The sequence below is a fragment of the Psychrobacillus sp. genome (assembly GCF_032154225.1).
GTDB lineage: Bacteria > Bacillota > Bacilli > Bacillales_A > Planococcaceae > Psychrobacillus.
In genome coordinates this window covers 162,168-185,675 of sequence record NZ_JALDYF010000005.1, presented here as the reverse complement: position 1 = coordinate 185,675, position 23,508 = coordinate 162,168, and the positions used below count along the sequence as shown (strand labels likewise).

The window sequence follows — 23,508 nt, the reverse complement described above, 5'->3', positions numbered from 1 at the left end:
CATGTGTTTATTATAACATGAAAAATAAAGGCAAGCATTTACTAGATTTTGCAAACAGAAAGGAATGTGAATTTCTTATGAATATTTCAATTATATTACATCCTTAGGTTTTAAATGTTACTGTATTGATATTAATGGTAAAATAAAATGCAGAGAGGGGTTTTTAAGTTTTGAAGAAAATATTAATATCTATGATGGCGGTTTCCTTAGCTTTACCTGTAGGGAGTTTTGCGTATGCAGAAGATTTAACGACTCCACCAGTAGAAACAGAAGAAATTATTGAAGTAGAAGAAAATGTGGAAGAATGGTTAGAAAATGCAGTGGAAGAAGAAACAAAAGAAGAAGTCGTGGAAGAGGGCTATGAAAATTTAGGACCAATGATTTTCAAGTCATCGGCTATTTCATCTAAAATTGCTGCAAACAAAGCAGGAGAGTACTTTATTTATTACATCATGCATGGTTCTCCGGCAGCGTTAGTCGTAGTAGACTATCAAACGAAAGAAACTGTACATACTTTTACGTTAGAAGATTCCAAAAGTGCATGGGGATTAGACATCGATGAGAATGGCAAGCTTTGGATTGGTGGATCTGTATCAAGTGTTTTATATAGTTATGATCCTAATACAGAAAAATTTGAAAAACATGGTAGCATTTTTTCGAACAAGAGCGACACATCTATTCAAGATTTGATCATCGAAGGAAATAAATTATATGCCGGTTCTGCATATGGTGGATCACTAATTGCAATGGATTTAGAGACAAAAGAAATAGAAGACTTTGGGCAAGTACGTAAAAGAAGAGAATTTGTAAAAGCAATCGTAGCGGATGAAGAAACGGATGAAGTATTTGTTGCAATCGGCTCTCCGATGGATTTATTAGTAAAAAAACGTGGAACTAAAAACTTCACTTCATTTTTGCCTGCAAAATATATGTCTGAAAAATATGCGCAAGATATGGTGCTAACAGATAAATATATTATTGCTAGATTACACCCTTCTAATATAGCGGTTATTTTTGATAGAAAAACGTTGAAAATTGTTGATGAATTTGAGTTGAAATCAAAAACAGTTTCTGCTGTTTCACCTGAAGGGGATGCTCTATATTACACAAAAGATCAGCAACTAATAAAATATACTTTTGAAACAAAAGAGCATACGGAATTAGGCTTGTTTTTACCTAAGGGAACAGAAGCAATTAATCTAGATTTCGTATTAAAAGGAACAAATGAAGTTAAACAAGAAGTGAAAAAGCCGAAATTACCTTTTGATTTAAAAAGAGTTTTGGAAGGTAGAGGTATAGAAGTAGACACAACAATTGAAACACCTTCAAATGAAACGGGATTGCCAAATGTAGAAAATAATACAACTGAGGATTCTAAAGAATGGTTGTTGTCTGGAATGGTTGATAATTTGGGGCAATTATTTGAGTACAATCCAAAAACTGGAACGATGAGTTATTTGCAATTTAAATTACCAGAGCAGCCAGTAGAGTTATATACACTAGAAGCAAGTTCGGATGGCACAAAAGTATTTGCAAATGGATATATGTCTGGTGGCCTTGGAATATACGATGTAGAAACTGGGGATAAAGAATTATATAGAAATATTAGTCAAATTGAGTCAATGTTTGATATTAATAACACATTGTATATCGGTGCTTATCCTTTAGCTAGATTACTAGTATATGATCGTTCACTTCCTTGGAATCCGGCAAATCCGAAAGAAGTTATCCGAATGAGTCAATATGGACAAGAAAGAACAACAGCTGTTACGCCGTATAATGGCGGAAAAGAAATTATTTTTGGAACATTACCGGATACAAGTGTTGGTGGTGGAGCCTTAGCTTTTTATGACACGATAACTGGAAATGTAGAAGTTCTTGAAAACTTTATTTACAACCAAAGTATTAGTTCTTTAGTTACTAGAGGAACGGAAGTATTTGGTGGTACTTCAATTCACGCAAATCAACAAGTGAATCCAAGGGGAGCGCGCTTATTCTATTTTAATAGAAGTAATCCTGATGTGAAAAAGTATATCCAACTTCCTTTCAGCGCAAGTATGATTACAAGTTTATTGGTAGATCAAAATAATAAAGTTTGGGGAATGGCGGATGGAAAGCTGTTTTCTTATACGGATGAGTCGACAGAAGTCAGAACAGTGGAGTTATTACCAACAATATCAGGTAGATTCCGCAATGCAGAAATTATAGATAGCGGCGATGGTTCTATTTATGGAAGTGTTGAAGGGAAATTGTTTAGAGTAACAAAAGATAATCTAGAAGTAGAATGGTTGAAAGATAGCGGTGTTTACGGCTTAGTGAAAGATTTGAATGGAGATCTGTACTATTATGAGGGAAGTAATTTATGGAGATACACAATCGAAAAAAATCGCTAAAAAAAGAAGAGCAACAAAAATAATATTGCTCTAGGAAACAAAGGAGATTCACAATAAATGAAACAAAAATTGATTTACCTTGTTATTATGTTTGCGATTGTCAGTGGAATAGTATTTCAGCCTAGCCAAGTGGAAGCTCAAGCGAAAAAAGTCTATTGGGACGGTATTTTAATGGTTCCTGGGCAAGCAGGTAAAATCAAAGTGATTAAACCTATTAATCTATGGAAACGTACTGCTGATGGACTTGTTTTTGAAAGAATATTAAAACCGGGAGAGCAATACAGAGTGTACCGCTACGATAACTTATACGGTGGTCAATATGGTCTTGGTGGAAATATGTATATTACGAAAGTAGAAGGGTACGTAGATTACCGTACTCCTTCTAAAGCGAAGTTACGAGAATTAGAACTTGCACAAGGCCAAGGTACAGTGACACCACCAAGTAATGGTTCATCTAATTTATTTCCTACGGAAGCAAAACCGAACTTAAGTATTGGGAAAGTTGTGAATCAGTCTATTACACAAATCGCTCCTGGCGTTCGAAAAAAGTTCTTTGATGTAGATGGAACAAATGGTAAACAAAATGTTTTTGTCGTCGACTATGATGGGAAAACAGCTAATATCGAAATGAAGGCAGAGCTTGCGAAAGATCAAGTGATTGGGTTTGAGTCAACGTCTTCTCAAGCAAACAGTGTAGCACAAAATGATTCATATCACGTTGTTGCTGGAGTAAATGGTGATTACTTTGATAAGCAAGGGCAGCCAATAGATTTAATGATGATTGGTGGTTCTATCGTGTCTACGCCTCAAACTGCTCTTAGTGATTTAGCTGTTTTAGGAATCACTGATACTGGTAAAGCGATAATAGGTGCCCCTCAAGTAGCTATGAATCTATCTGTAAATGGCCAATCTTATGCCATTAATTCGGTTAATAGAAAGAGATCTGCTAATCATTTAGTTGTTTATACGAGAGATTTTGCTGGAACTACAGGCACAAATGAGCTTGGTACAGAAGTTCGTGTGAAAGTAGAATCCGGTAAGTTAAATGGAGCAGAAGTTTTAACAGGAACTGTTACAGAGAATATGACTGGTGCTGGAAATGCAGCGTTAAGTTCAGGTGAGATTATTTTATCAGGTCATAACTTTGCAAGTGACTTTTTGAAAAATCTCCAAGTAGGAGACAAAGTAGAGATAAGTACAAGCTTTACTCCGGCTGAATGGAACAGTGTTCGAGAATCAGTAAGTGGACGATATCATTTAGTGAAAAATGGTGTACTTCAAACAATTACTACTCCAGGTATTGCTCCACGTACAGCAATTGGAGTGAAAAAAGATGGTAGTATTTTCACAGCAGTTATTGATGGGAGAACAACGAAGAGTAAAGGCTTAACTTTACAAAATACTGCTAAACTAATGAAAGATTTAGGGGCGCAGTACGCAATGACTTTTGACGGTGGCGGTTCCTCTACTGTAGTTGTTCGAGAACTTGGAAACAACAAAGTAACAGTTGCAAATAAACCTTCGGATGGAGCAGAGCGTGCGGTTGCGAATTCATTATTGTTTATTAGTAAATATAAAACAAGTGCAGTTATGACAATTACGCCTTCTTCAAGTACGGTAGAGGTGTTCCAAGGAGCGGCTTATAGTGATCTATCCGTTGCGGTAAAAGGGATAGATCAATATATGAATCCAGTGCCGATTTCTGGTAAAGGGAAAGTAACTTCTACTATTTTGAAATCAGAAGGTGGTAAGCAAGTAGTTACAGCTGGACCTGGTACATATCCAGGAGTTGTAACGTATGACGGAAAGACAACAAATATTCAATTGAAAGTTACGAACACATTAGATGATATCAAGCTTTCAGAAAGTTATCTGCAAGTGCAAAAAGGTCAATCGATTCAATTGGCTGCTAGCGGTATGAAAAATGGACAAGCTGTACTGACAGAAGCATCAGCTTTTAGTTGGACTACTACAGCAGGAACAATTCAACCTAATGGTAAATTTACAGCACAAGCCAAAGATGGTATTGGGACGATTGTCGTGAAATATGGCACGAAATCTATCACAGTACCAGTAATTGTTGGGGAAGTTTCTCCTACAATATTAGAATCATTTAATAAAGGTATATTAAATTATGAAGCTACAGGAGACCGGGTAAACTCAGTTTCTGTTCAAGGAGTAGCAAATGATCGAGATGGGACAAAAGCGTTGAAACTAGTGTATGACTTTACAAATACAACTGGAACTTCAGGTGCATATGTAAAAGCTAAAACACAATTAACAATTAGTGTACCTCCAAAGAAAATTGGTATGTGGGTTAAAGGTGACGGAAAAGGAAACTGGTTACGAGCTCAACTAGTAGATGCAACTGGTAAGACAGTTCAACTTGATCTTAGCAAAGATGTAAATTGGACAGATTGGCAGTTTGTTGAAACGGAAGTACCAGCTGGATTATCTTATCCACTTAAAATGGATTTACCTGTCCGTTTTATGCAAACTGAAAATGCAAAAAAATCTTCTGGTGAAATCATCATTGATGATATCCAGGCGATTTACAAAGATTAATGCTTAGTAACTAGTAATAGTAGTTGCGAACGATTTTGATGTATGATAACGTAATCAGTATGGATTTTTGCAAACTGTGGAGGGAAGTACATGGCTTCGGGAGAAAAAAGTAAAGAAAATAAATTATCTGGTTCTTCTACGGAAGGAAATACCCCAAAAGTTATAGGGTACTATAAACGCCAGGCGTGGGCACTAAAAGTATTTGAAAAGATAGATCAAGATAATTTAGTTTCAGATGGTAAAAATATAGTACTTGCTACTTCTATTATTCAATCAAATAATGATTTATTTTTCCCTGCTTTTATTCGTGTGAATACGAAAGAAAAAGGAAAAGTAGAAGGCGCATATTTGATAATTGAAGAAGACGATAGTTTTCAATTGTTACCACTAGAAAGAGCGCTAGAAGAATTGAATATGAATGAGTTGATTCCATTCAAATATCGTACATTAGAACAAATTGATGGTGACGAATTTCAAGTAAACTGGCCAGATTTTTCCTAATCGAAGTAAAAGAGACTGACTTTCGCTAATGCATGGCGAAAAGTCAGTCTTTTCTTTCTTTATATTAAATTTGTTTACTTCGCTATTTTTATAGTATAATCAGTAATTGAAGAAACTTTCATGTTACTATTACGTCTATTGAATTAAGAACTCAACAAGCATTACAAATATATAAAAAACAAGGATGATATTTTTGGATATAAAATTACTTCTTGCTTTTATCGTATCTATGGCGACTGCTATTGCTATCACACCATTAGTTATTAAACTGGCACATATTATAGGAGCAGTTGATAAACCGTCAGAACGAAAAGTTCATGCAAATGTGATGCCTAGATTAGGTGGACTTGCAATTTTTATTGCAGTCGTAGTTGGCTATTTTGTTGCAGGACTATACGAAGCAAAAATTACTGGAATAATTGTTGGTGCATTAATCATTATTGTTTTGGGAATAATAGATGACAAATATGAACTATCTGCAAAGATTAAATTATTAGGTCAAATTCTTGCTGCATGTGCAGTTATGGGAAGTGGCTTAACAATAGAAGTGTTAAATATTCCGTTTTTAGGTGTATTTCATCTTGGGATATTTTCTTATGTTGTTACACTCATTTGGATACTAGCTATTACGAACGCCATTAATTTAATTGACGGCTTAGATGGCTTATCAGCAGGTATATCTTCGATTGTATTTGCGAGTATTGCATTTTTAGCTTTCTCAGGTGATAAAATGCTTATCCTATCTCTTTCATTAATATTATTAGGTAGTACACTTGGATTCCTTTTCCATAACTTTTACCCAGCGAAAATTTTCATGGGTGACACAGGGTCTATGTTTTTAGGATATTCGATTTCTATATTGTCTTTATTAGGTTTATACAAAAGTGTGACATTGTTTAGCTTTGTTGTACCAATTATGATTTTAGGTGTGCCAATTTTTGATACGTCGTTTGCGATTATTCGTAGACTTGTAAATAGGCAGCCGATACATGCTGCTGATAAGTCTCATTTGCATCATAGACTATTAGCGCTTGGATTATCTCATCGAGACACTGTACTAGTTATATATGGGTTTGGATTGATATTTAGTATTACTGCAATTACATTTGAAACACTTACGTTAAGATGGGCTATTTTTATCGTCGTATTCATCTTAATAGCGTTTGAAATTATTGCAGAAAAAATAGGTCTTGTGAATGAAGAATTTAGACCGATCATTTCTATTTTCCGAAAAGTAGTTGGGTATAAGCGCAATTAGTTGTGCTTTTCACATAATAAAAAAATAATTAATTTATTGATAGGTTGGTGTAAATGACATGAAAGTCCCTATGTTAGATTTATCTGAGCAATACGCTACATTAAGAAGTGAAGTATTAGAAGCTTTAGATGGTGTTATGACTAGTTCGCACTTTATCCTTGGAAGCAATGTGAAAAAGTTAGAAGAGGATATAGCCAAGTATAGCCATGCTGCCCATGGTATTGGATGTGGCAATGGTAGTGATGCAATTCATATTGCTCTACAAGCAGCAGGGATTGGTGAAGGCGATGAGGTTATTACAACTCCATTTACTTTTTTCGCAACTGGCGGAGCAATCGTAAGAGCAGGGGCAAAACCTGTTTATGCAGATATAGATCCTGTTTCTTTTAACTTAGATCCGGAAGAAATTGAAAAACATATTACAGATAAAACGAAAGCAATCATTCCTGTCCATTTATATGGACAAATGGCAGATATGGTACGAATTCGTGAAATAGCAGATAAGCATAACCTAGTGGTTATAGAAGATGCTGCACAAGCAATTGGAGCGAAACAAGGAGAATATTCAGTAGGTGAACTTGGAGACGCTGCAACGTATAGCTTCTTCCCTACGAAAAACCTTGGAGCTTATGGTGATGCAGGTATGGTCGTTACAAATAATGACGATATCGCTGAAAAAAGCCGTGTAATTCGTGTACACGGAAGTAAACCAAAATATTACCACCATGTACTTGGTTACAATAGTCGTTTGGATGAAATGCAAGCGGCTGTATTAAACGTGAAGTTCCCTCACTTAGATTCATGGGGAGAGCAACGTAGAAAACATGCAGATTTTTATACAAATTTATTAAATGAAAAAGTAGCTGAGTTTGTAAAAACTCCTGTTAAAGTAGAAGGTTTTTATCATGTATTCCATCAATACACTATTTTGACTGAGCGACGTGATGAACTACGCACGTACTTAGAAGAAAATGGCGTGTCGACAATGATTTACTACCCACTACCATTGCATCTACAACCTGTTTTTGAAAGCCTAGGATATAAACAAGGGGATTTCCCTAAAACAGAAAAAGCTGCAAATGAGGCACTTTCTTTACCAATGTTCCCAGAACTTAAAGAAGAACAACAACAATACGTTGTAGAGAAAATTGCTGAGTTTTTTGCTGGAAAATAATGAAATGGCAAAATGGTAGAGGGAAACGTGTATATACGTTTCCCTCTACATGCCTGTTTAGGAGAAGTGAAATGACGGAAAACAAAAGTTATCGTTTATATGATTCATTAGAATTTTTTTGGAAAAAGAAAATTTGGTTTATTATTATCCCATTAATCGTAGCATTACTTGGATTTGTAGGATCTATGTTTATACCTAAAGATGGTGAATATGTTGGAAAAAGTACAATATTCACAGGCTCTGTAAAATTAGAAGCATTGACGAATCCAACTCATATTATGGCGAAATACGGCACTCACTTCACTGGTAAGTCGGAAGTGTTTGTTCCTACTAGAGCCTATATTAAAACTGAAATTTTTGGAGATAATGAAGAACAAGTAACAAAAGAAATCACACAATTCAATGAACAATTATTAGATGCTTTAATGGCTCAAAATGATAAAGTAATTGAAGGAACAGAAAAATATGCTAAGGAACAAGAAGCGAGAAGCAAGCATTTGCAAGAAGCAATTGATGCATATCAAGTAGCTATTAACAAATCTGTGAATGCAACAGAAATCAGCAATTATTCTACGTTGATATTCCAAGCTGAACAAGAACTAACGAATGCTACTGCAACAGTGCAACGAGTACGAAATGATATTATTGCATACGAACAACCCGAGTTGGCTTTATCTAAAGTTAATAAAACAAAATCATACGGTACAGAAGGTGCTATTGCTGGATTTATATTCGGTATTTTACTAGCAATATTTACTTTATCTTTATGGAAATACATGTTAGAAGCAAGAGGGAGTAAGAAAGCATGATTCAATTTGCCATTGTAGGTATGGGTTTTATCGCAGATAAACATATAGCGGCTATTCGTAATACAGAAGGCGCGAACTTATTTGCTATTTGTGATACGAACGCAGATCGACTAGTAATCGATGACGAAAACGTCCTTAAATATACAGAATTAGAAAAAATGCTTACAGAAAATCCACAAATTGATGTAGTAAACATTTGTGTTCCATCTGGTTTGCATGCAACTTTAACAAAAATTGTTGCGAAACATAAGCGACATATTATTACGGAAAAACCAATGGCTCTTAATTCCTCTGATGCGAAAGAAATGATGGAAGTAGCAGCTGAAGAAGGCATTAAATTAGCAATCGTTCATCCAAACCGATACCGTCCAGCAATTATGGAAGTTCGTAATCTAATGGATGAAGGAAAATTTGGTGAATTAAGCCATGCGAACGTAACTGTTCGATGGAATAGAGGTCAAGAATATTACGAACAAGCACCATGGAGAGGCACTAAAAAGTTTGATGGTGGCGTATTGATGAATCAAGCCATACATAATCTTGATTTACTTTTATGGTTTATGGGTCCAGTAAAATCAGTGCAAGGAATGGTAGCAACAAGATTCCGCAATATTGAAACAGAAGATGTAGCTACAGCAATTATTGAGTTTGAAAGTGGTGCACTTGGTGTAGTTGAGGCTGCAACAACTATTTATCCTCAAAACATTGAAGAATCCATTTCTATATTTGGAGAAACAGCTAGCGTGAAAGTTAGCGGTAAAAATGCATTATTCTTAGAAACATGGGAAGTTGAAGGACATGCAGAAGCGGAAGTAGAAGCGCTAAAAGCAAAAATTCAAAATGATCCTTGGGGCAAAAAGGGACATGATTGTATCATCGAAGATATGATAGCGGCGATTAAAGAAGATCGAGCACCTGCTGTTAGCGGACTGGATGGATATAATCCTGTACGTTTAATCGAAGCAATCATTGAATCATCAGAAACGGGTCAACGTATTTTATTCTCGTAAAAGAAATGCGCAAGTGCCTATTTCAGCCCCGACAAGTAAATGACGGTTTTTGAGGAAGCAGAACTTCAGCCACCGCAGAAAACTGGCATTTAACCTCGAGGGGCTAGGCGCTGGAGCTAGACGGTAACTAATTAGAAGAGTTTATATATTCTTAGTGATAACAGAAGGAGAGACAAATAATGTCTACATACTATGAAGAATTATTAGCAAAAATTGAAAATCATACAGCAGTAATTGGTGTAGTTGGTTTAGGTTATGTTGGATTACCACTTGCAGTAGAAAAAGCAAAAGCTGGTTACAATGTAATAGGTTTTGATGTGCAAGAATCAAAAATTGAACAAGTAAACAAAGGTATTAACTATATCGGTGATGTAGTGGATACTGATTTGAACGAAATGGTAAAATCAGGTCAGTTACGTGCTTCTTCTGATTATGGTTCAATTAGTGCAGTGGATGCGGTTGCAATTTGTGTACCGACACCACTAGATATATATCAACAACCGGATACCTCTTATGTAGAAAGTTCTGTACGTGAAATTGCGAACTATGCGAAAAAAGGAACTTTGGTAGTGCTTGAATCTACAACATACCCTGGTACAACAGAAGAAATTATTAGAACAGCTTTAGAAGAAAAAGGGTTTATTGTTGGGGAAGATATCTTTATCGCTTATTCCCCAGAACGTATTGATCCAGGTAATAAAAGCTTTAATACAAAAAATACACCAAAAGTAGTTGGTGGTATTACAGAAAAATGTACGGCAGTAGCTGCTGCTCTTTATAGTAGCGTACTTGATGGGGATGTTCATACAGTTTCAAGCCCAGCAATTGCAGAAATGGAAAAGATTTTTGAAAATACTTTCCGTCATATCAATATCGCGTTAGCAAATGAAATGGCTATCCTTTGTGAAAAAATGGGGATCGACGTTTGGGAAGTAATCGATGCAGCAAAAACAAAACCTTATGGCTTTATGGCGTTTTACCCAGGCCCAGGTTTAGGTGGACACTGTATTCCAATCGATCCATTCTATTTAACATGGAAAGCAAGAGAATATAATTACCACACAAAATTAATCGAACTAGCTGGCGAAATTAATAACTCTATGCCTGATTATGTTATTACTCGTGCAATGCAAATATTAAACGATGAAGGTAAAGCACTTCGTAACGCAAAAGTAGTTTTATTAGGCGTAGCGTATAAAAAAGATATCGATGATATGCGCGAATCTCCATCATTAAAATTAATCGAACTATTAATGCAACAAGGTGCGGATTTCAAAGCAATCGACCCACATGCGGATAAATTCAAAGTAAATGGTCAAATATTAGAAACGACTGTACTGACAGATGAACTATTAGACGAAGCAGATATCGTTATCTTAGCGACAGACCATACGGCATTTGACTATGCAAATATTGCTCAAAGATCAAAAGTAATTTTTGATACACGTAATGCATTTAAAGGAATCGAAACACCGAATCGTTATATCAAATTATAAGGGTGGTACGACAATGAATTTTATACATGAAACTGCTGAACTAGGTGAAAACACTACAGTTGGACATTTTTCTGTAATTGAAGAAGGAGCGAAAATTGGAAACAATGTTCGCGTAGGAAATCGTGTAACAATTCATGCTGGTACGATCATTGGTGAAGGTACAACGATTGATGATGGGGCTGTAATCGGTAAACAACCAAAACCAGCTAAAACAAGCACGATGCAAATTACGAAAGAAATTCCACCTCTTCAACTTGGAAAAGAATGTACGATTGGTGCAAATACGATTGTATATCGAGGTGCTATTGTTGGTGAAAGTACTTTAATCGCTGATTTAGCAACGGTTCGAGAAGATGTAGAAATTGGTTCTTTCGTTATTATTGGTCGCAATGTTACCGTAGAAAACTTTGTAACGATTGGTAACCGCACGAAAATCCAATCAAACTCTTATATTACGGCTCACTCTACATTAGAGGACCATGTATTTATCGCTCCTTGTGTAACAACAACGAATGATAATTTCATGGGCAGAACAGAAGCACGTTTCGATAAAATCAAAGGCGCGATTGTAAAAAGAGGGGCTCGTGTAGGTGGAGCATCTATTATTTTACCTGGTATTACAATTGCGGAAGAAACTTTTGTAGCTGCTGGAGCGTTAGTAACAAAAGATACAGAAGCAAAAACGCTTATTAAAGGATTCCCAGCTAAAATAATGAAAAATGTACCTGAGGAGGAACTTCTCTAAGTGTTTTCTCAGCTAAAACGTTTAGGAGCGGATTCGCTCCTTTATGCATTTATGAATGTTGGAACCAAACTAATTGCTTTTATATTGTTTCCTTTGTACGCCCATTATTTAGTAGATACATCGCTAATAGGTTTACTTCAGCTTGTAGATACGAATGTGTCGATGCTTACATTCTTGGTCATATTTGGAACAGATTCGGCTTTGGCTTATTACTACTTTGAGTATAAAGACAAAGAGACTCGTGAAAGATATGTTCGATCCGTTATGACGTTTAGAATTTCCATCGTTATCCTTTTATTTGCCGTATTCTTATTAGGTGGAGAGTGGCTTTCAGTACTGCTTTTAGATGTTCCTGGCCAATCTCAATTATTTTATATTGCACTTGGAACTCTTTGTTTAGACACTATTATCACGCTCGTACTAACTATCTTGAGATATGATTTTCATACGAAAAAAGTTGTAGCAACAACTGTTGCAAAAATGCTTTTAATTGCCGTTGTATCTCTTCTTTTTTTGATGTTCGTTTGGACATCACTTGAGGGAATACTTTTAGCAAGATTAATAAGTGTCGCGATAATCGTTTTAGTATTAATAAAACCTGTAACAGTTTATTTACGACCTTTGTTCGATTGGAATATTTTAAAGAAAATACTCATTTATGCAACTCCTTTAGTACCTGCATCTTTAGCATTTTGGATTATTGCTAATGCAAACAACTACTTTCTAAAGGCATACGCTACCTTATCAGACATAGGGATATATGGGACAGCCATGAAATTTGCTACATTCATCACTTTATTGACCAGTGGGATTCAGCTTGCTTGGCGACCTTTTTCGATGTCGTTAAAAGATAAGGAAGATAGCCCAAAACTATTCGCTACTTTATATGCAGCATTTTTATTGATTGGTAGTTTAGGAGTATTAGCGTTAGCTACATTTATGCCATGGATTATTTTAGTTATGCCTGAGCAGTTTAGAATTGCATTTCAATATGTAGCTCCAATTTCTATTGCTACTTTTTTAAGTTTTTATTATATGATTGTCTCTACAGGGATATTTTACTCTAAACAGACAAAACATATTTCTGTTGCATTTGGAATTGCAGCAATTGTATCCATTTTATTGAATTTTATATTCGTTCCAATGTTTACAATTTGGGGTACAGTTATTTCTTACGTAGTTTCTTATTGTGTCGCATTATTTTTAGTGTTTCGCAAAAGTCAGAAACTTTATTATGTCCCTTTCTCTGGTTTCAAAATGGGATGGACAATTTTTTGGTTAATCGCTGCAACTGGCAGTATAGTGTATATTCAAGTTAATGATTTAAATAGTTGGTTAATAGCAGGAGTGTGGATTGTTTTTATTATCCTAGTCCTTGTAGTTCGCATTGATAAGTATCTTGTAAAAAGAAAGTAATGGGGGATAAAAACATGGTGAAAAATTGTATAACTAACCTTAGGCATAAAGAATTTTATCCTTTAAAAGGTACAGGGTATGAGGGGTTTATAAGAGGTTACTTTTACGTTGAAAACCAGTATGTTACCCATGAAAACTTCACAACTATTTATGAATCGGGATTGATTAATCCTTCAGAAATCGCTACATGGAATGGTGAATTTGCGCTTATTTTAAAACGCGAAGATGAAATTACATTAGTTACGGATAAAAAGCGCTCCATTCCTTTATTTTATTCGTACGATGAAACGAATAATGAGTGGCTTGTTCAAGATCATCTACAGCCGAGTACTTCTATGTCTATTCAAAAAGAGGCGGCGGAAGAGCTTTTATTAGCTGGTTTTGTAACGGGAGATAAAACATTATTTAGTGGATGGCATCAATTAGAAGTAGCAACTATTGTAAGATTAAGTGAGCATGCATCGAAACATGCTTACTATTCTTATGTTGTTGAAAAAGAGTCAGATTCGATTGATACATTTGCTGATGAGTTAGCGCATATTTTACATAATATTTTTGATGATCTTGCAGTTAGACTTGCTGGGAGAAAGATCGTCCTACCTTTAAGTGGCGGTTATGATTCACGTATTATGGCACTAATGCTTAAAGAGAAAGGCCTTTCGGATTCGATTATTACATTTACTTATGGAAGACCCGGTAACGGGGAGGCAACTGTAAGTAAAGAAATAGCGGATCGTCTAGGCTTGAAGTGGAAATACTTTGCTTATGATAAAGCGATGTGGGAAAATCTGTACAAATCACAAGAGTGGAAAGATTATGTGTTGTATGCATGTAACGGGACATCGGTTGCGCATTTGCAAGACTTTCCAAGTACAAAGTTGCTAGTAGAAGAAGAAAAACTAGATAATGCTGTTTTTTTACCAGGTCATTCGTTAGACTTTTTAGGTGGAAGCCATTTGCCGTATGAAGCGACTATTGAAAAACAATTTACGACGAAGGAAGTAGTAGATTTTATTGTTCCAAAACATTTTCGATTATGGCAATTGTCTGGTGGATTGAGTCAGGAAAATAGTGAGATTGGTAAAAGTGTTACACAAGATGTAGCTGCTTATACGAATCTGACAAATGAGCGAGTTACGTCTATTATCGACGAATGGAACTGGAAAGAACGACAAGGGAAGTTCATCATTAACTCAGTTCGAGTATATGAATACTTCGATCAAGATTGGTCGATGCCTTTATGGGACGACCGATTAATCTACTTTTTCAGTAAAATACCAGTAAATTTAAAGTATAAAAAGTATTTGTATGACTATACATTACACAAAATGTATCCTGATTTTTACACATTACCACAGCGACCTGGTCCAGAAAATTCGTTGAAAAACAAATACGGATTGCTTTATCCATTACTGCGAAAAGTGTATCGTAAGAAAAAATTGTATCGCCAATATTACGATGAGCCAATGGAATGGTATGGAATTTATCCAACTTATAAACAATATGTACAAGCACTTTCCTTTAAAAGAGGCGGCAATAAATATGAACAACCATATAATATTAACTCATTTATTGCGAAAGATATGATTGAAATGATGGAGGAGATGACCAAATGAAAGTTCTTACAATATTAGGTGCAAGACCTCAATTTATAAAAGCGGCTGCAGTGTCCCGCGTTCTACGTGAAGAAGTAACAGAGTTAATCGTGCATACAGGGCAACATTATGATGCAAATATGTCGGATATCTTCTTTGATGAATTAAATATTCCAAAACCAGATTATCATTTAGGAATTGGTTCTGGTAATCATGGGAAACAAACTGGAGAAATGTTAGCAAAAATTGAAGAAATTATTCTAACAGAAAATCCGGATTTCGTGCTTGTTTATGGAGATACTAATTCTACACTTGCAGGTGCTCTTGCAGCTTCTAAGCTACATATTCCAATTGTTCATATCGAAGCCGGTCTTCGTAGCTTTAATATGAGAATGCCGGAGGAAGTGAACCGTATTTTAACGGATCACGTTTCTAGCTTACTTCTTTGTCCGACAGATACTGCAATTCAAAACTTAACGAATGAAAATATTTCCGCTGGCGTTCATAATGTTGGAGATGTAATGTATGATGCGGTGCTATACAATAAAACACTTGCAGAATCGACATCGACTATATTAGAAAGAGAAAATTTAACGCCGAAAGATTATTTATTAATAACGATTCATCGTGCTGAAAATACAGATGATATGGATCGAATGACATCTATTTTAGATGCATTTAGCCAACTTCCAGATAAAAAAGTATGGCCAATTCATCCACGTACGAAAAAGAAATTGGAAGACTACGGATTCAAATTGGATCAAATCCCGAATTTACAAGTAATTGAACCAGTAGGCTATTTAGATATGCTATCTCTTGAAATGGGTGCTAAAAAAATCGTAACGGATTCTGGCGGCGTTCAAAAAGAGGCTTATTTTGCAGAAGTACCTTGTATAACAGTTCGCGATCAAACCGAGTGGGTTGAAACATTAATAGAAGATGCAAATATTTTAACAGGAACGGATACGACTAAAATAGTTGAAGCAGTACAAAAGCAAGTTTCTCCTTCTTATACACCAGTATTTGGTGATGGAAAAACAGCTGAAAAAGTATTGGTTTTATTAAAGAATTACTTAAGTAAATAAAGTAGGTGTGAGCATTGTTAATTTTCAGCATATGGCTCTTTACTGTGGTGGCTTCCACATTCCTTTTTAAAAAGGTTTCTGGGAGCCTTTCTCTTGTAAGGCCAAATATGATTACAATTATATATTATTATTCTTTCCTTATCTCCAGTTATATTGGCGGATTATTAATAGCACTAGGAATAGATGATTATTATATGATCAAAAGAATGGACCATGAGGAATTTAGAATCATTGGATTTGTTTTATTGACGATATTAATGATTTTATTTCCACTAGTGCAATTAGTTGTAGGGAGAATTTTTAACTTTAAATCTCAAATAGAATTCAATCGATACCTACATGAACCTGTTCGTACAAGTGTAGATAAGAATAAGCTGTTGTTTAAGCTTGCATTTTCAGCTCTGTCGGCTATTTCGGTTTTAGCGGTAGCTTATACGCTATTGAAGACATCTTCGATACCATTGTTGGAATTGTTAAAAGGAAATACATCTGAGCTTGCTTCGATGCGTATAGACGCATCGAGAGGCTTTGCTGGAAAAGTATTAATAAAGAATATATTTGCACTTGCTTTAACACCATTTTTATCTATTATTGCTTTTGTTTACGCAACGCGAACGAAAGAATTATGGTGGAAATTTACTTTCCTCATTTTATTTGTTTCTTCTGTATTAATTACAACATATGATTTAGCAAAATCGCCTATTTTCTTTTATGTGATCATGCTTATATTAGCAAGTGTATATGCAAGAAGCTTACAACTTAATTGGAGAAAAATTAGTGGTTATTTAGTTGCAGGGGTTGTTGTATTAGTTGGTATGTATGTTGCTATCCAAGGAGTAACTCAAATCGAGAGCTTTTTATCGTATAATTCGGGACCAATAGGAAGAATTATATTAGCGCAAATCTCTCCTTTCTTTTTACATTTAGATGCGTTTTCCTATTCGATAGCTGCTTTAGAGTTTCGAGGATTACCTTCATTTATCATTGGGTTTTTCGATTTAGAGCAAGTTCGTTCGGCCCGTATGGTAATGGAAAATGTGTTTCCTGAAAATGTGGACAAAGGTACTGGCGGAGTATTAAATACGATTTTCATCGGAGAGGCTTTTGCTTCTTTTGGTTATATTGGGGTGCTTTTATCTATTGTTTACGTAGCTGCAATAATTCAAGTACTTTATATTGTGTTTTTACGTTTACCAAAAACACCAGTGTTAATCGCATTGTTTGTCTATTTCACGATTAATATCCCAAGAACACTTGTTGGTGGAGTTTCCGATTTCTATTTTAATCCGATTTGGATCATCATTACAGTTACTTCAGTAGGTTTATTAATAGTAGAGCAATATTTTATGACCATTTGGAATTTTGTTATGGACAAAGTTAGGAAGAAAAAGGTGAAGGTATGAAAAATATAATCATTTATTATCCTTTTACAATAGCTGCTAATCCTAAAAGTGGTTCGGCACTACGTCCTGTGGAAATGCTAAAAGCGTTTGAAGGCTATGCGCAAAAACATGCTTTAGAGATCATTGTTATTTCTGGTAATAGCCAGGAACGAAGACAGTTATGGAACAAAATAGTGGAAGAGAAAAAGTATGAACACACGCTTTTTTGCTATTCTGAAAACCAAACGATTCCTTTGTGGTTAACGGACGCTGGACATATTCCAAAGGATTGGAAAATAGATAAAGACGTTTTCAAAACTTTAAAGAAGCATCATGTTCCAATAGGTGTTTTTTACCGAGATGTTTATTGGAAGTTTGATGAATTATACTCATTAAAGGGTCTTAAGAAATTTGTCATGCAAACTATTTATAAACTAGAAGAAAAGTTTTATAGCAAATATGTTCATACGGTATTTTTGCCAAGCGATGCAATGGGGAAATACGTGAACATTCATGCGACGAAAATGGCTTTGCCTCCGGGAGGCCGTTTTACAGAAATTCAAACGAATACAAATGAATTACAAAGCCCCTTCAAAGGAATTTATGTAGGTGGTATTAATAATGATGATTACGGCTTACCAACTTTAGTAGAAGCGTACTATTTGTTGAATAAAGATCATGTATTAGGTGAATTAATTATTGTATGTCGTGAAGATGAATACACACAATTAAATCCTACAGATAAAGCAAAATTAAACAAAGATTATATTCAGTTAAAGCATGTGAGTGGTGCAGAATTACAAGACGTTTATGAGGAAGTAGACTTTGCATTTATTCCAAGAAAAAGATCTGTTTATAATGATTTTGCAGTACCGATTAAACTGGTAGAATATTTAACAGCCGGGCTTCCAATCATTGCAACAGATTGCTCGGCACAAGAAGACTTTATACAATCGGGTCCTTATGGTGTTATTACGGGAGATACAGCGGAAAGCCTTGTTGCGGGAATGCAGTCAATTGAACCGCAGTTTAATGATTACAAAAAGAACATTCAGGAATCTTTTTTACAGCAGCATGCATGGAATGAACGTGCCGAACAAGCGGCGCATGCGCTAATGGGAGGTCAACATGAAAATAGCGATATTAGCACCAAGTAAGTCTATACATACACATAAATGGGCTTTATTTTATCAATCACAGGGTCTAGAGATAAAAGTGTATACATTTAAAGATCATTATTCAGAAGAAAATGCAAAGCAAGTGCCTACTGAAATATTACCTAAATTATTGCCCGGGAAAGCTTCTTATTTAGCGGCTGCCCCAGCATTAAAGAAAATGTTAAAAGAGTGGAATCCAGATATTTTACATTCTCACTTTATATCTAGCTATGGCTTATTAGGAGCACTTGTTAATTATAAAAAATATTTCGTATCGGTTTGGGGAAAAGATATTTTTGTATTCCCGAGAAAAAGTAAGTTAAATCAAAAGCTTATCGAATTTACTTTAGGCAAAGCTACAGCTATTTGTTCGACGAGTAAAATTATGGCGAAAGAAACGAATTTATATACAACTCGTCCTATATACGTAACGCCATTCGGAGTAGATATAGAAGCATTTCATCCTGCTATAAACGCAGAGGATGCGGATGATAAAATTATTGTCGGTACCGTAAAAGCGTTGGAAGATAAGTACGGCATTGCAGATTTAGTAAGAGGCTTTGCTTATTTCCATAAAGAATTTCCAAACTCTGAGTTACTTATTACGGGCGATGGTCCACAAAGAAAAGAATATGAGCAGTTAGCGAAAGAATTAGAAATAGAAGCTGTTACAACATTTACTGGAAGAGTGCCGAATACAGAAGTACCAAATATCATTCGTAAAATGACGATCTTTGCTGTTCCTTCTACAGAAGATAGTGAAAGTTTCGGTGTTGCTGCTGTTGAAGCAATGGCTTGTGGTATTCCAGTTGTCGTTTCAAATGCAGGTGGATTACCGGAAGTTGTCGTTCAAAATGTGACGGGTATTGTAACGGATAAAGAAAGTCCAGAACAATTAGCGACGGCATTTAAAAAGTTGGCACGCAGTAGTGAACTAAGAGCTTCCATGGGAGCTGCTGGAGTAGCTCATGTAAAAGAAAATTACAGCTGGATAGACAATGCGAATTATATGTTATCGTTATATGAGAAATATACGGGAAAAGGTGATTTGAAATGATCAAAAAGGCAGTTATTCCTGCTGCAGGTTTTGGAACACGCTTTTTACCTGCTACAAAGGCATTACCAAAAGAAATGCTTCCAATCGTCGATAAACCAAATTTACAATATATTATCGAAGAAGCAATTGCGTCTGGTATAGAAGATATTATTATCGTGACAGGACGCAATAAAAAATCAATGGAAGACCATTTCGATAAATCGGTTGAATTAGAATTACTTTTGAAAAAGACAGGCAAAATAGAATTGCTAGAAACGGTAGAAAACATTTCTAATTTAGTGGACATTCATTATATGCGTCAAAAAGAGCCACTTGGACTTGGACATGCTATTTTATGTACGAAAAAGTTTATCGGTAATGAACCATTTGCGATTTTATTACCAGATGATATCGTGGATGCAGAAGTTCCAGCTTTAAAACAAATGATCCAAAAATACGAAGAAGTACAAAGTAGTATTTTAGGTGTACGGGAAGTTCCAAACGAAGACGTCAATAAATACGGAATTGTCGATTATAGCAATGCGGAAAATGACTTATTTGCTGTGAAAAGATTAGTGGAAAAACCATCGATTGAAAATGCTCCTTCCAATCAAGCAATCGTTGGTCGTTACATTTTAACTCCAGCTATTTTCGAGGAGCTTGAAAAAGTAAAACCTGATGCAAAAGGCGAAATCCAATTAACAGATGCGATTGATTCTTTATCGAAAAGAGAGTCTGTCTATTCGTATATTTTTGATGGTACACGCTATGATGTTGGAGATAAACTTGGCTTTTTACAAGCAACATTTGATTTTGCATTAAAACGAGAAGATTTAAGAGAACCATTACTAGCATATTTGAAGAATAAATTGAAAGATTAACTCGGTGATAGCTATGAAAATTGTATATTTATGTCAACACTTTCCGCCAGAGACAGGTGCTCCACAAATTCGTGTATACGAAGTGAGTAAGGAATTACTCGCTCAAGGACATGACATTCAAGTGGTTACTGCATTCCCACATCATCCACATGGAATTATTCCGGATGAATATAAAGGAAAGAAATATGAATTTGAAAAATGGGATGGAATTCCTGTACATCGTACATGGATTTATCCTTCAAAAAAGGGAACGTTTTGGAAGCGGTTAGTTTCTTATTTTTCGTTTACTTTTAGTTCGTTTTATGGGCTAATGAAAGCTGGTAAAGTGGATGTAATCATTGTAAATTCTCCACCTATCTTTTTAGGTTTAACTGGATTATTAAGTGCGAAACTAAAAGGTGCAAAATTTGTATTCAATGTTGCGGATGTTTGGCCAGAATCAGCAGTTAAGTTAGGATTAGTAAAAAATAAGTTTTTTATTAAGCTAGCGGAAATATTAGAATCATTTCTTTACAAGCATTCTTGGAAGATTGCCGCAGCAACAGACGGTATAAAATCTTATATTATAAATCACTCTCAGCCAGAAGAAAAAGTGTTTGTATTGCCAAATGGTGTAAATACGACATTCTTTCAACCAGGGGAGAAAAATGAAGAGTATGTAGAAAAATTTGATTTGAAAGATAAGTTCGTGTTTGCTTACGGTGGGAATATTGGCTATGCACAAGGACTCGAATTTATTTTACATGCCGCAAAAAAAATGCAGGAAACGGTTCCGAATGCGCACTTTTTAATCGCTGGTGCAGGCCCAGAAGAACAAAAGCTTCATCGTTTAGCAGAAGAGTTAGGGCTTTTAAATATTTCCTTTTTAGGACATTTGCCTTTAAAAGAAATGCCAAAACTATTTTCAGTAACAGATGTAAGTATTGTTCCTTTAAGGGATTTAGCATTATTTGAAGGCGCAAGACCATCGAAAATTTTCCCAGCAGCTGCATCTGGTGTACCAGTGTTGTATTGCGGAAAAGGGGAAAGTGCTGAAATCGTTACGAAAAACAATATTGGTCTAGTTGCTCTGCCAGAAAATGTGGATTCGATTGCGTCTTCGATGTATCAATTCGTGGAAATGAACGAGGTAGATAGAAAGGCAATGCAGGAAAATGGTAGAAATCTCGCTATAAATGAGTACAGCTGGGGGACTATCGTTGCTGATCTTTTGCAAAACCTTACCAAAAAGTAATATTCTTTTCAATATACAGAGTACATAAATTTATGTATAATTGGTGAGATTATAATTTAACAGTAAAGTAGGGAAGTATTATGTCTACTTCACGTCGCACAAAGCGTAAATCCAAGACGAGAAGAAAATTTTATTATACATTGCTTATTGTATCGATGCTGGTTGTATCAGCCGGTATTGTCTTCGCTATAAATTTATCTATTGGCACAAAAAATGCTATGACGCAAATATACGAGCCTCTTGAGGGAGATACAGAAAAAGGTAGTGAAACAACAGATAAGTTTAATAATGCTAAAGCAGAAGATTCCGCATTTACGATTTTAGTAGCTGGTATCGAAAACCAAGAAAAAGCTAAATATGGTCGTTCAGACGTTTTAATGGTAGTAACAGTTAACCCTAAAACGGGAAAAATTTCTATGCTTAATATACCTCGTGATACTAGAATTTATATATCGAAAATGGGTTATGAGGATAAAATAAATCATGCATATGCAAATGGTGGTATTAATTACACTGTTCCAACAGTTGAAGAACTTTTAGATATTAAAATAGATTATTACGTATCGACAGATTTTAAAGGATTTGAAGATATTGTTAATACAGTTGGTGGAGTTGACGTAGAAGTTCCTTTCACGTTTAAAGCTCAGCTTACAGAAAGCTTGAAATGGAAGACATATACGAAGGGCCCGATGTATTTAAATGGAAATGAAGCTCTTGCATATGTGAGAATGCGTAAAAAAGATCCACAAGGTGATGCTGGTCGTAATATTCGTCAAAAGGATGTTATTAAAGCAGTTATCGACAAGGCTACTAGTTTAAGTTCTATTACAAAATTAGACGATATGATTAAAGATGTCGGGAATAATGTGAAGACGAATATTCCCTCTTCCGAGTACTTTGGTTTGATCAAAATGTATCAAAAGATTAAAGATAATCCAATTGAGCAGTTAGTATTGGAAGGCTATGATGATAGAGTGAATGGCATTTCTTATTTTTTCATAAAAGAAGATTCTCTTGAAGAAGTGAAGAAACAGTTACAGTTAAATCTAGATGACTTTGGACAAAATGCACAGAGTGATTTGAATACGGATAAAAAGTTGAATGATCTATCTATAGGTGAGTAAGTAAAGCAAATTGTCCGTAAGGGCAATTTGCTTTATTTTTTTTGAAAGAAGAAAGTATATAAAATTGTTCCATAAACACAGGGTTCGGGGAGTGGATTTCGTTACAAGCGGACGCTTTCCGCGGGGCTTTCAGCTCGCACTTTTCCCACTGGTGTCGCCGCTTTTCATTACACCCATCCTGCTTTGGGGAGTGGATTCATGTTCTTTCTACTTAAGCTCTTTCATGTAAAAAGAAGAGAAAAGTTCATCAACACTTCAAGTTAGAGATAGACCGACAATTTTCGTACCAATTAAATCTGTCATCTGCTTCTCCACTTTATGATCAAATTTAGAAGTGTCTCTTTGTAAAAACCTACAAAGAGTCGCCAAAATTGTATCTTTGGCGACCTTCAAAGTAGATAGAACCGACTTGCTTCTTCTATTTCCAAAAGAATTTAACTACCTGGTACTGAAGTTTCTGGCGAGCGGAAGGCGAACATTTGTAATACGATGACCGACTAATAAACTTGTTGTAAGTGACGCAGCCACTTACAACAAGTTTAACTTTTCCGTTCATTGTATAGCCTAATGTGAAGCTTGAAGCGAGCTAGAAACTACAGCGTTAAGATGTTTTTGCTCGGTTTTTCTTATTTTGGTGTTAAACGTTA

General features: G+C 35.4%; 18 protein-coding genes. All 18 read left to right on the top strand.

The features are described from left to right. Positions 1-170 precede the first annotated feature (170 nt). Positions 171-2,393 carry a ligand-binding sensor domain-containing protein gene (locus RUH95_RS09550; RefSeq protein ID WP_313892635.1) on the top strand — a complete coding sequence of 741 codons (2,223 nt, stop codon included), beginning with the start codon at positions 171-173 and terminating at the stop codon, positions 2,391-2,393. Positions 2,394-2,450: 57 nt separating this feature from the next. Continuing rightward, on the top strand, positions 2,451-4,958 hold the full coding sequence (locus tag RUH95_RS09545) for a phosphodiester glycosidase family protein (RefSeq protein ID WP_313892634.1): 2,508 nt from the start codon (positions 2,451-2,453) through the stop codon (positions 4,956-4,958). Between the two features lie 90 nt (positions 4,959-5,048). Then, complete coding sequence (locus RUH95_RS09540) at positions 5,049-5,459, top strand: hypothetical protein (protein WP_313892633.1); 411 nt, start codon at positions 5,049-5,051, stop codon at positions 5,457-5,459. 193 nt (positions 5,460-5,652) lie between these two features. After that, positions 5,653-6,717, top strand: a complete 1,065-nt coding sequence (locus RUH95_RS09535) for a glycosyltransferase family 4 protein (protein WP_313892632.1) — start codon at positions 5,653-5,655, stop codon at positions 6,715-6,717. Positions 6,718-6,775: 58 nt separating this feature from the next. Beyond that, the gene (locus tag RUH95_RS09530) at positions 6,776-7,891 is read left to right on the top strand and encodes a DegT/DnrJ/EryC1/StrS family aminotransferase (RefSeq protein ID WP_313892631.1); all 1,116 of its coding nucleotides are present in this window, start codon (positions 6,776-6,778) and stop codon (positions 7,889-7,891) included. A 71-nt stretch (positions 7,892-7,962) separates the two neighbouring features. After that, positions 7,963-8,700, top strand: a complete 738-nt coding sequence (locus tag RUH95_RS09525) for a hypothetical protein (RefSeq protein WP_313892630.1) — start codon at positions 7,963-7,965, stop codon at positions 8,698-8,700. Then, the gene (locus tag RUH95_RS09520) at positions 8,697-9,710 is read left to right on the top strand and encodes a Gfo/Idh/MocA family protein (protein ID WP_313892629.1); all 1,014 of its coding nucleotides are present in this window, start codon (positions 8,697-8,699) and stop codon (positions 9,708-9,710) included. Before RUH95_RS09525 ends, RUH95_RS09520 begins: the two co-directional genes overlap by 4 nt. Positions 9,711-9,889: 179 nt before the next feature. Continuing rightward, positions 9,890-11,206 carry a nucleotide sugar dehydrogenase gene (locus tag RUH95_RS09515; RefSeq protein ID WP_313892628.1) on the top strand — a complete coding sequence of 439 codons (1,317 nt, stop codon included), beginning with the start codon at positions 9,890-9,892 and terminating at the stop codon, positions 11,204-11,206. Positions 11,207-11,219: 13 nt separating this feature from the next. After that, complete coding sequence (locus RUH95_RS09510) at positions 11,220-11,951, top strand: acyltransferase (protein WP_313892627.1); 732 nt, start codon at positions 11,220-11,222, stop codon at positions 11,949-11,951. After that, entirely contained in the window at positions 11,952-13,367 is a 1,416-nt protein-coding gene (locus tag RUH95_RS09505) for a lipopolysaccharide biosynthesis protein (protein ID WP_313892626.1), read from the top strand. Positions 13,368-13,381: 14 nt separating this feature from the next. Beyond that, positions 13,382-14,983, top strand: a complete 1,602-nt coding sequence (locus RUH95_RS09500) for a 7-cyano-7-deazaguanine synthase (RefSeq protein WP_313892625.1) — start codon at positions 13,382-13,384, stop codon at positions 14,981-14,983. Beyond that, positions 14,980-16,047, top strand: a complete 1,068-nt coding sequence (wecB, locus tag RUH95_RS09495; RefSeq protein ID WP_313892624.1) for a non-hydrolyzing UDP-N-acetylglucosamine 2-epimerase — start codon at positions 14,980-14,982, stop codon at positions 16,045-16,047. The genes RUH95_RS09500 and wecB overlap by 4 nt, the downstream gene beginning before the upstream one ends. A 107-nt stretch (positions 16,048-16,154) precedes the next feature. Continuing rightward, positions 16,155-17,450 carry an O-antigen polymerase gene (locus tag RUH95_RS09490; protein WP_313892623.1) on the top strand — a complete coding sequence of 432 codons (1,296 nt, stop codon included), beginning with the start codon at positions 16,155-16,157 and terminating at the stop codon, positions 17,448-17,450. After that, positions 17,447-18,586 carry a glycosyltransferase gene (locus RUH95_RS09485; protein WP_313892622.1) on the top strand — a complete coding sequence of 380 codons (1,140 nt, stop codon included), beginning with the start codon at positions 17,447-17,449 and terminating at the stop codon, positions 18,584-18,586. The genes RUH95_RS09490 and RUH95_RS09485 overlap by 4 nt, the downstream gene beginning before the upstream one ends. Then, positions 18,558-19,643, top strand: coding sequence for a glycosyltransferase (locus tag RUH95_RS09480; protein WP_313892621.1), 1,086 nt, complete (start codon positions 18,558-18,560; stop codon positions 19,641-19,643). The genes RUH95_RS09485 and RUH95_RS09480 overlap by 29 nt, the downstream gene beginning before the upstream one ends. Then, positions 19,640-20,503, top strand: a complete 864-nt coding sequence (galU, locus tag RUH95_RS09475) for a UTP--glucose-1-phosphate uridylyltransferase GalU (protein ID WP_313892620.1) — start codon at positions 19,640-19,642, stop codon at positions 20,501-20,503. The genes RUH95_RS09480 and galU overlap by 4 nt, the downstream gene beginning before the upstream one ends. 13 nt (positions 20,504-20,516) lie before the next feature. After that, the gene (locus tag RUH95_RS09470; RefSeq protein ID WP_313892619.1) at positions 20,517-21,737 is read left to right on the top strand and encodes a glycosyltransferase family 4 protein; all 1,221 of its coding nucleotides are present in this window, start codon (positions 20,517-20,519) and stop codon (positions 21,735-21,737) included. A gap of 80 nt (positions 21,738-21,817) precedes the next feature. Then, entirely contained in the window at positions 21,818-22,861 is a 1,044-nt protein-coding gene (locus RUH95_RS09465) for an LCP family protein (protein WP_313892618.1), read from the top strand. The last annotated feature ends 647 nt before the right edge of the window (positions 22,862-23,508 follow it).

Coding starts and splice junctions, on each gene's coding strand:
- RUH95_RS09545 (WP_313892634.1), top strand. CDS start 2,451: ATGAAACAAAAATTGATTTACCTTGTTATTATGTTTGCGATTGTCAGT.
- RUH95_RS09540 (WP_313892633.1), top strand. CDS start 5,049: ATGGCTTCGGGAGAAAAAAGTAAAGAAAATAAATTATCTGGTTCTTCT.
- RUH95_RS09530 (WP_313892631.1), top strand. CDS start 6,776: ATGAAAGTCCCTATGTTAGATTTATCTGAGCAATACGCTACATTAAGA.
- RUH95_RS09525 (WP_313892630.1), top strand. CDS start 7,963: ATGACGGAAAACAAAAGTTATCGTTTATATGATTCATTAGAATTTTTT.
- RUH95_RS09520 (WP_313892629.1), top strand. CDS start 8,697: ATGATTCAATTTGCCATTGTAGGTATGGGTTTTATCGCAGATAAACAT.
- RUH95_RS09515 (WP_313892628.1), top strand. CDS start 9,890: ATGTCTACATACTATGAAGAATTATTAGCAAAAATTGAAAATCATACA.
- RUH95_RS09510 (WP_313892627.1), top strand. CDS start 11,220: ATGAATTTTATACATGAAACTGCTGAACTAGGTGAAAACACTACAGTT.
- RUH95_RS09500 (WP_313892625.1), top strand. CDS start 13,382: ATGGTGAAAAATTGTATAACTAACCTTAGGCATAAAGAATTTTATCCT.
- wecB (WP_313892624.1), top strand. CDS start 14,980: ATGAAAGTTCTTACAATATTAGGTGCAAGACCTCAATTTATAAAAGCG.
- RUH95_RS09490 (WP_313892623.1), top strand. CDS start 16,155: ATGATTACAATTATATATTATTATTCTTTCCTTATCTCCAGTTATATT.
- RUH95_RS09485 (WP_313892622.1), top strand. CDS start 17,447: ATGAAAAATATAATCATTTATTATCCTTTTACAATAGCTGCTAATCCT.
- RUH95_RS09480 (WP_313892621.1), top strand. CDS start 18,558: ATGAAAATAGCGATATTAGCACCAAGTAAGTCTATACATACACATAAA.
- galU (WP_313892620.1), top strand. CDS start 19,640: ATGATCAAAAAGGCAGTTATTCCTGCTGCAGGTTTTGGAACACGCTTT.
- RUH95_RS09470 (WP_313892619.1), top strand. CDS start 20,517: ATGAAAATTGTATATTTATGTCAACACTTTCCGCCAGAGACAGGTGCT.
- RUH95_RS09465 (WP_313892618.1), top strand. CDS start 21,818: ATGTCTACTTCACGTCGCACAAAGCGTAAATCCAAGACGAGAAGAAAA.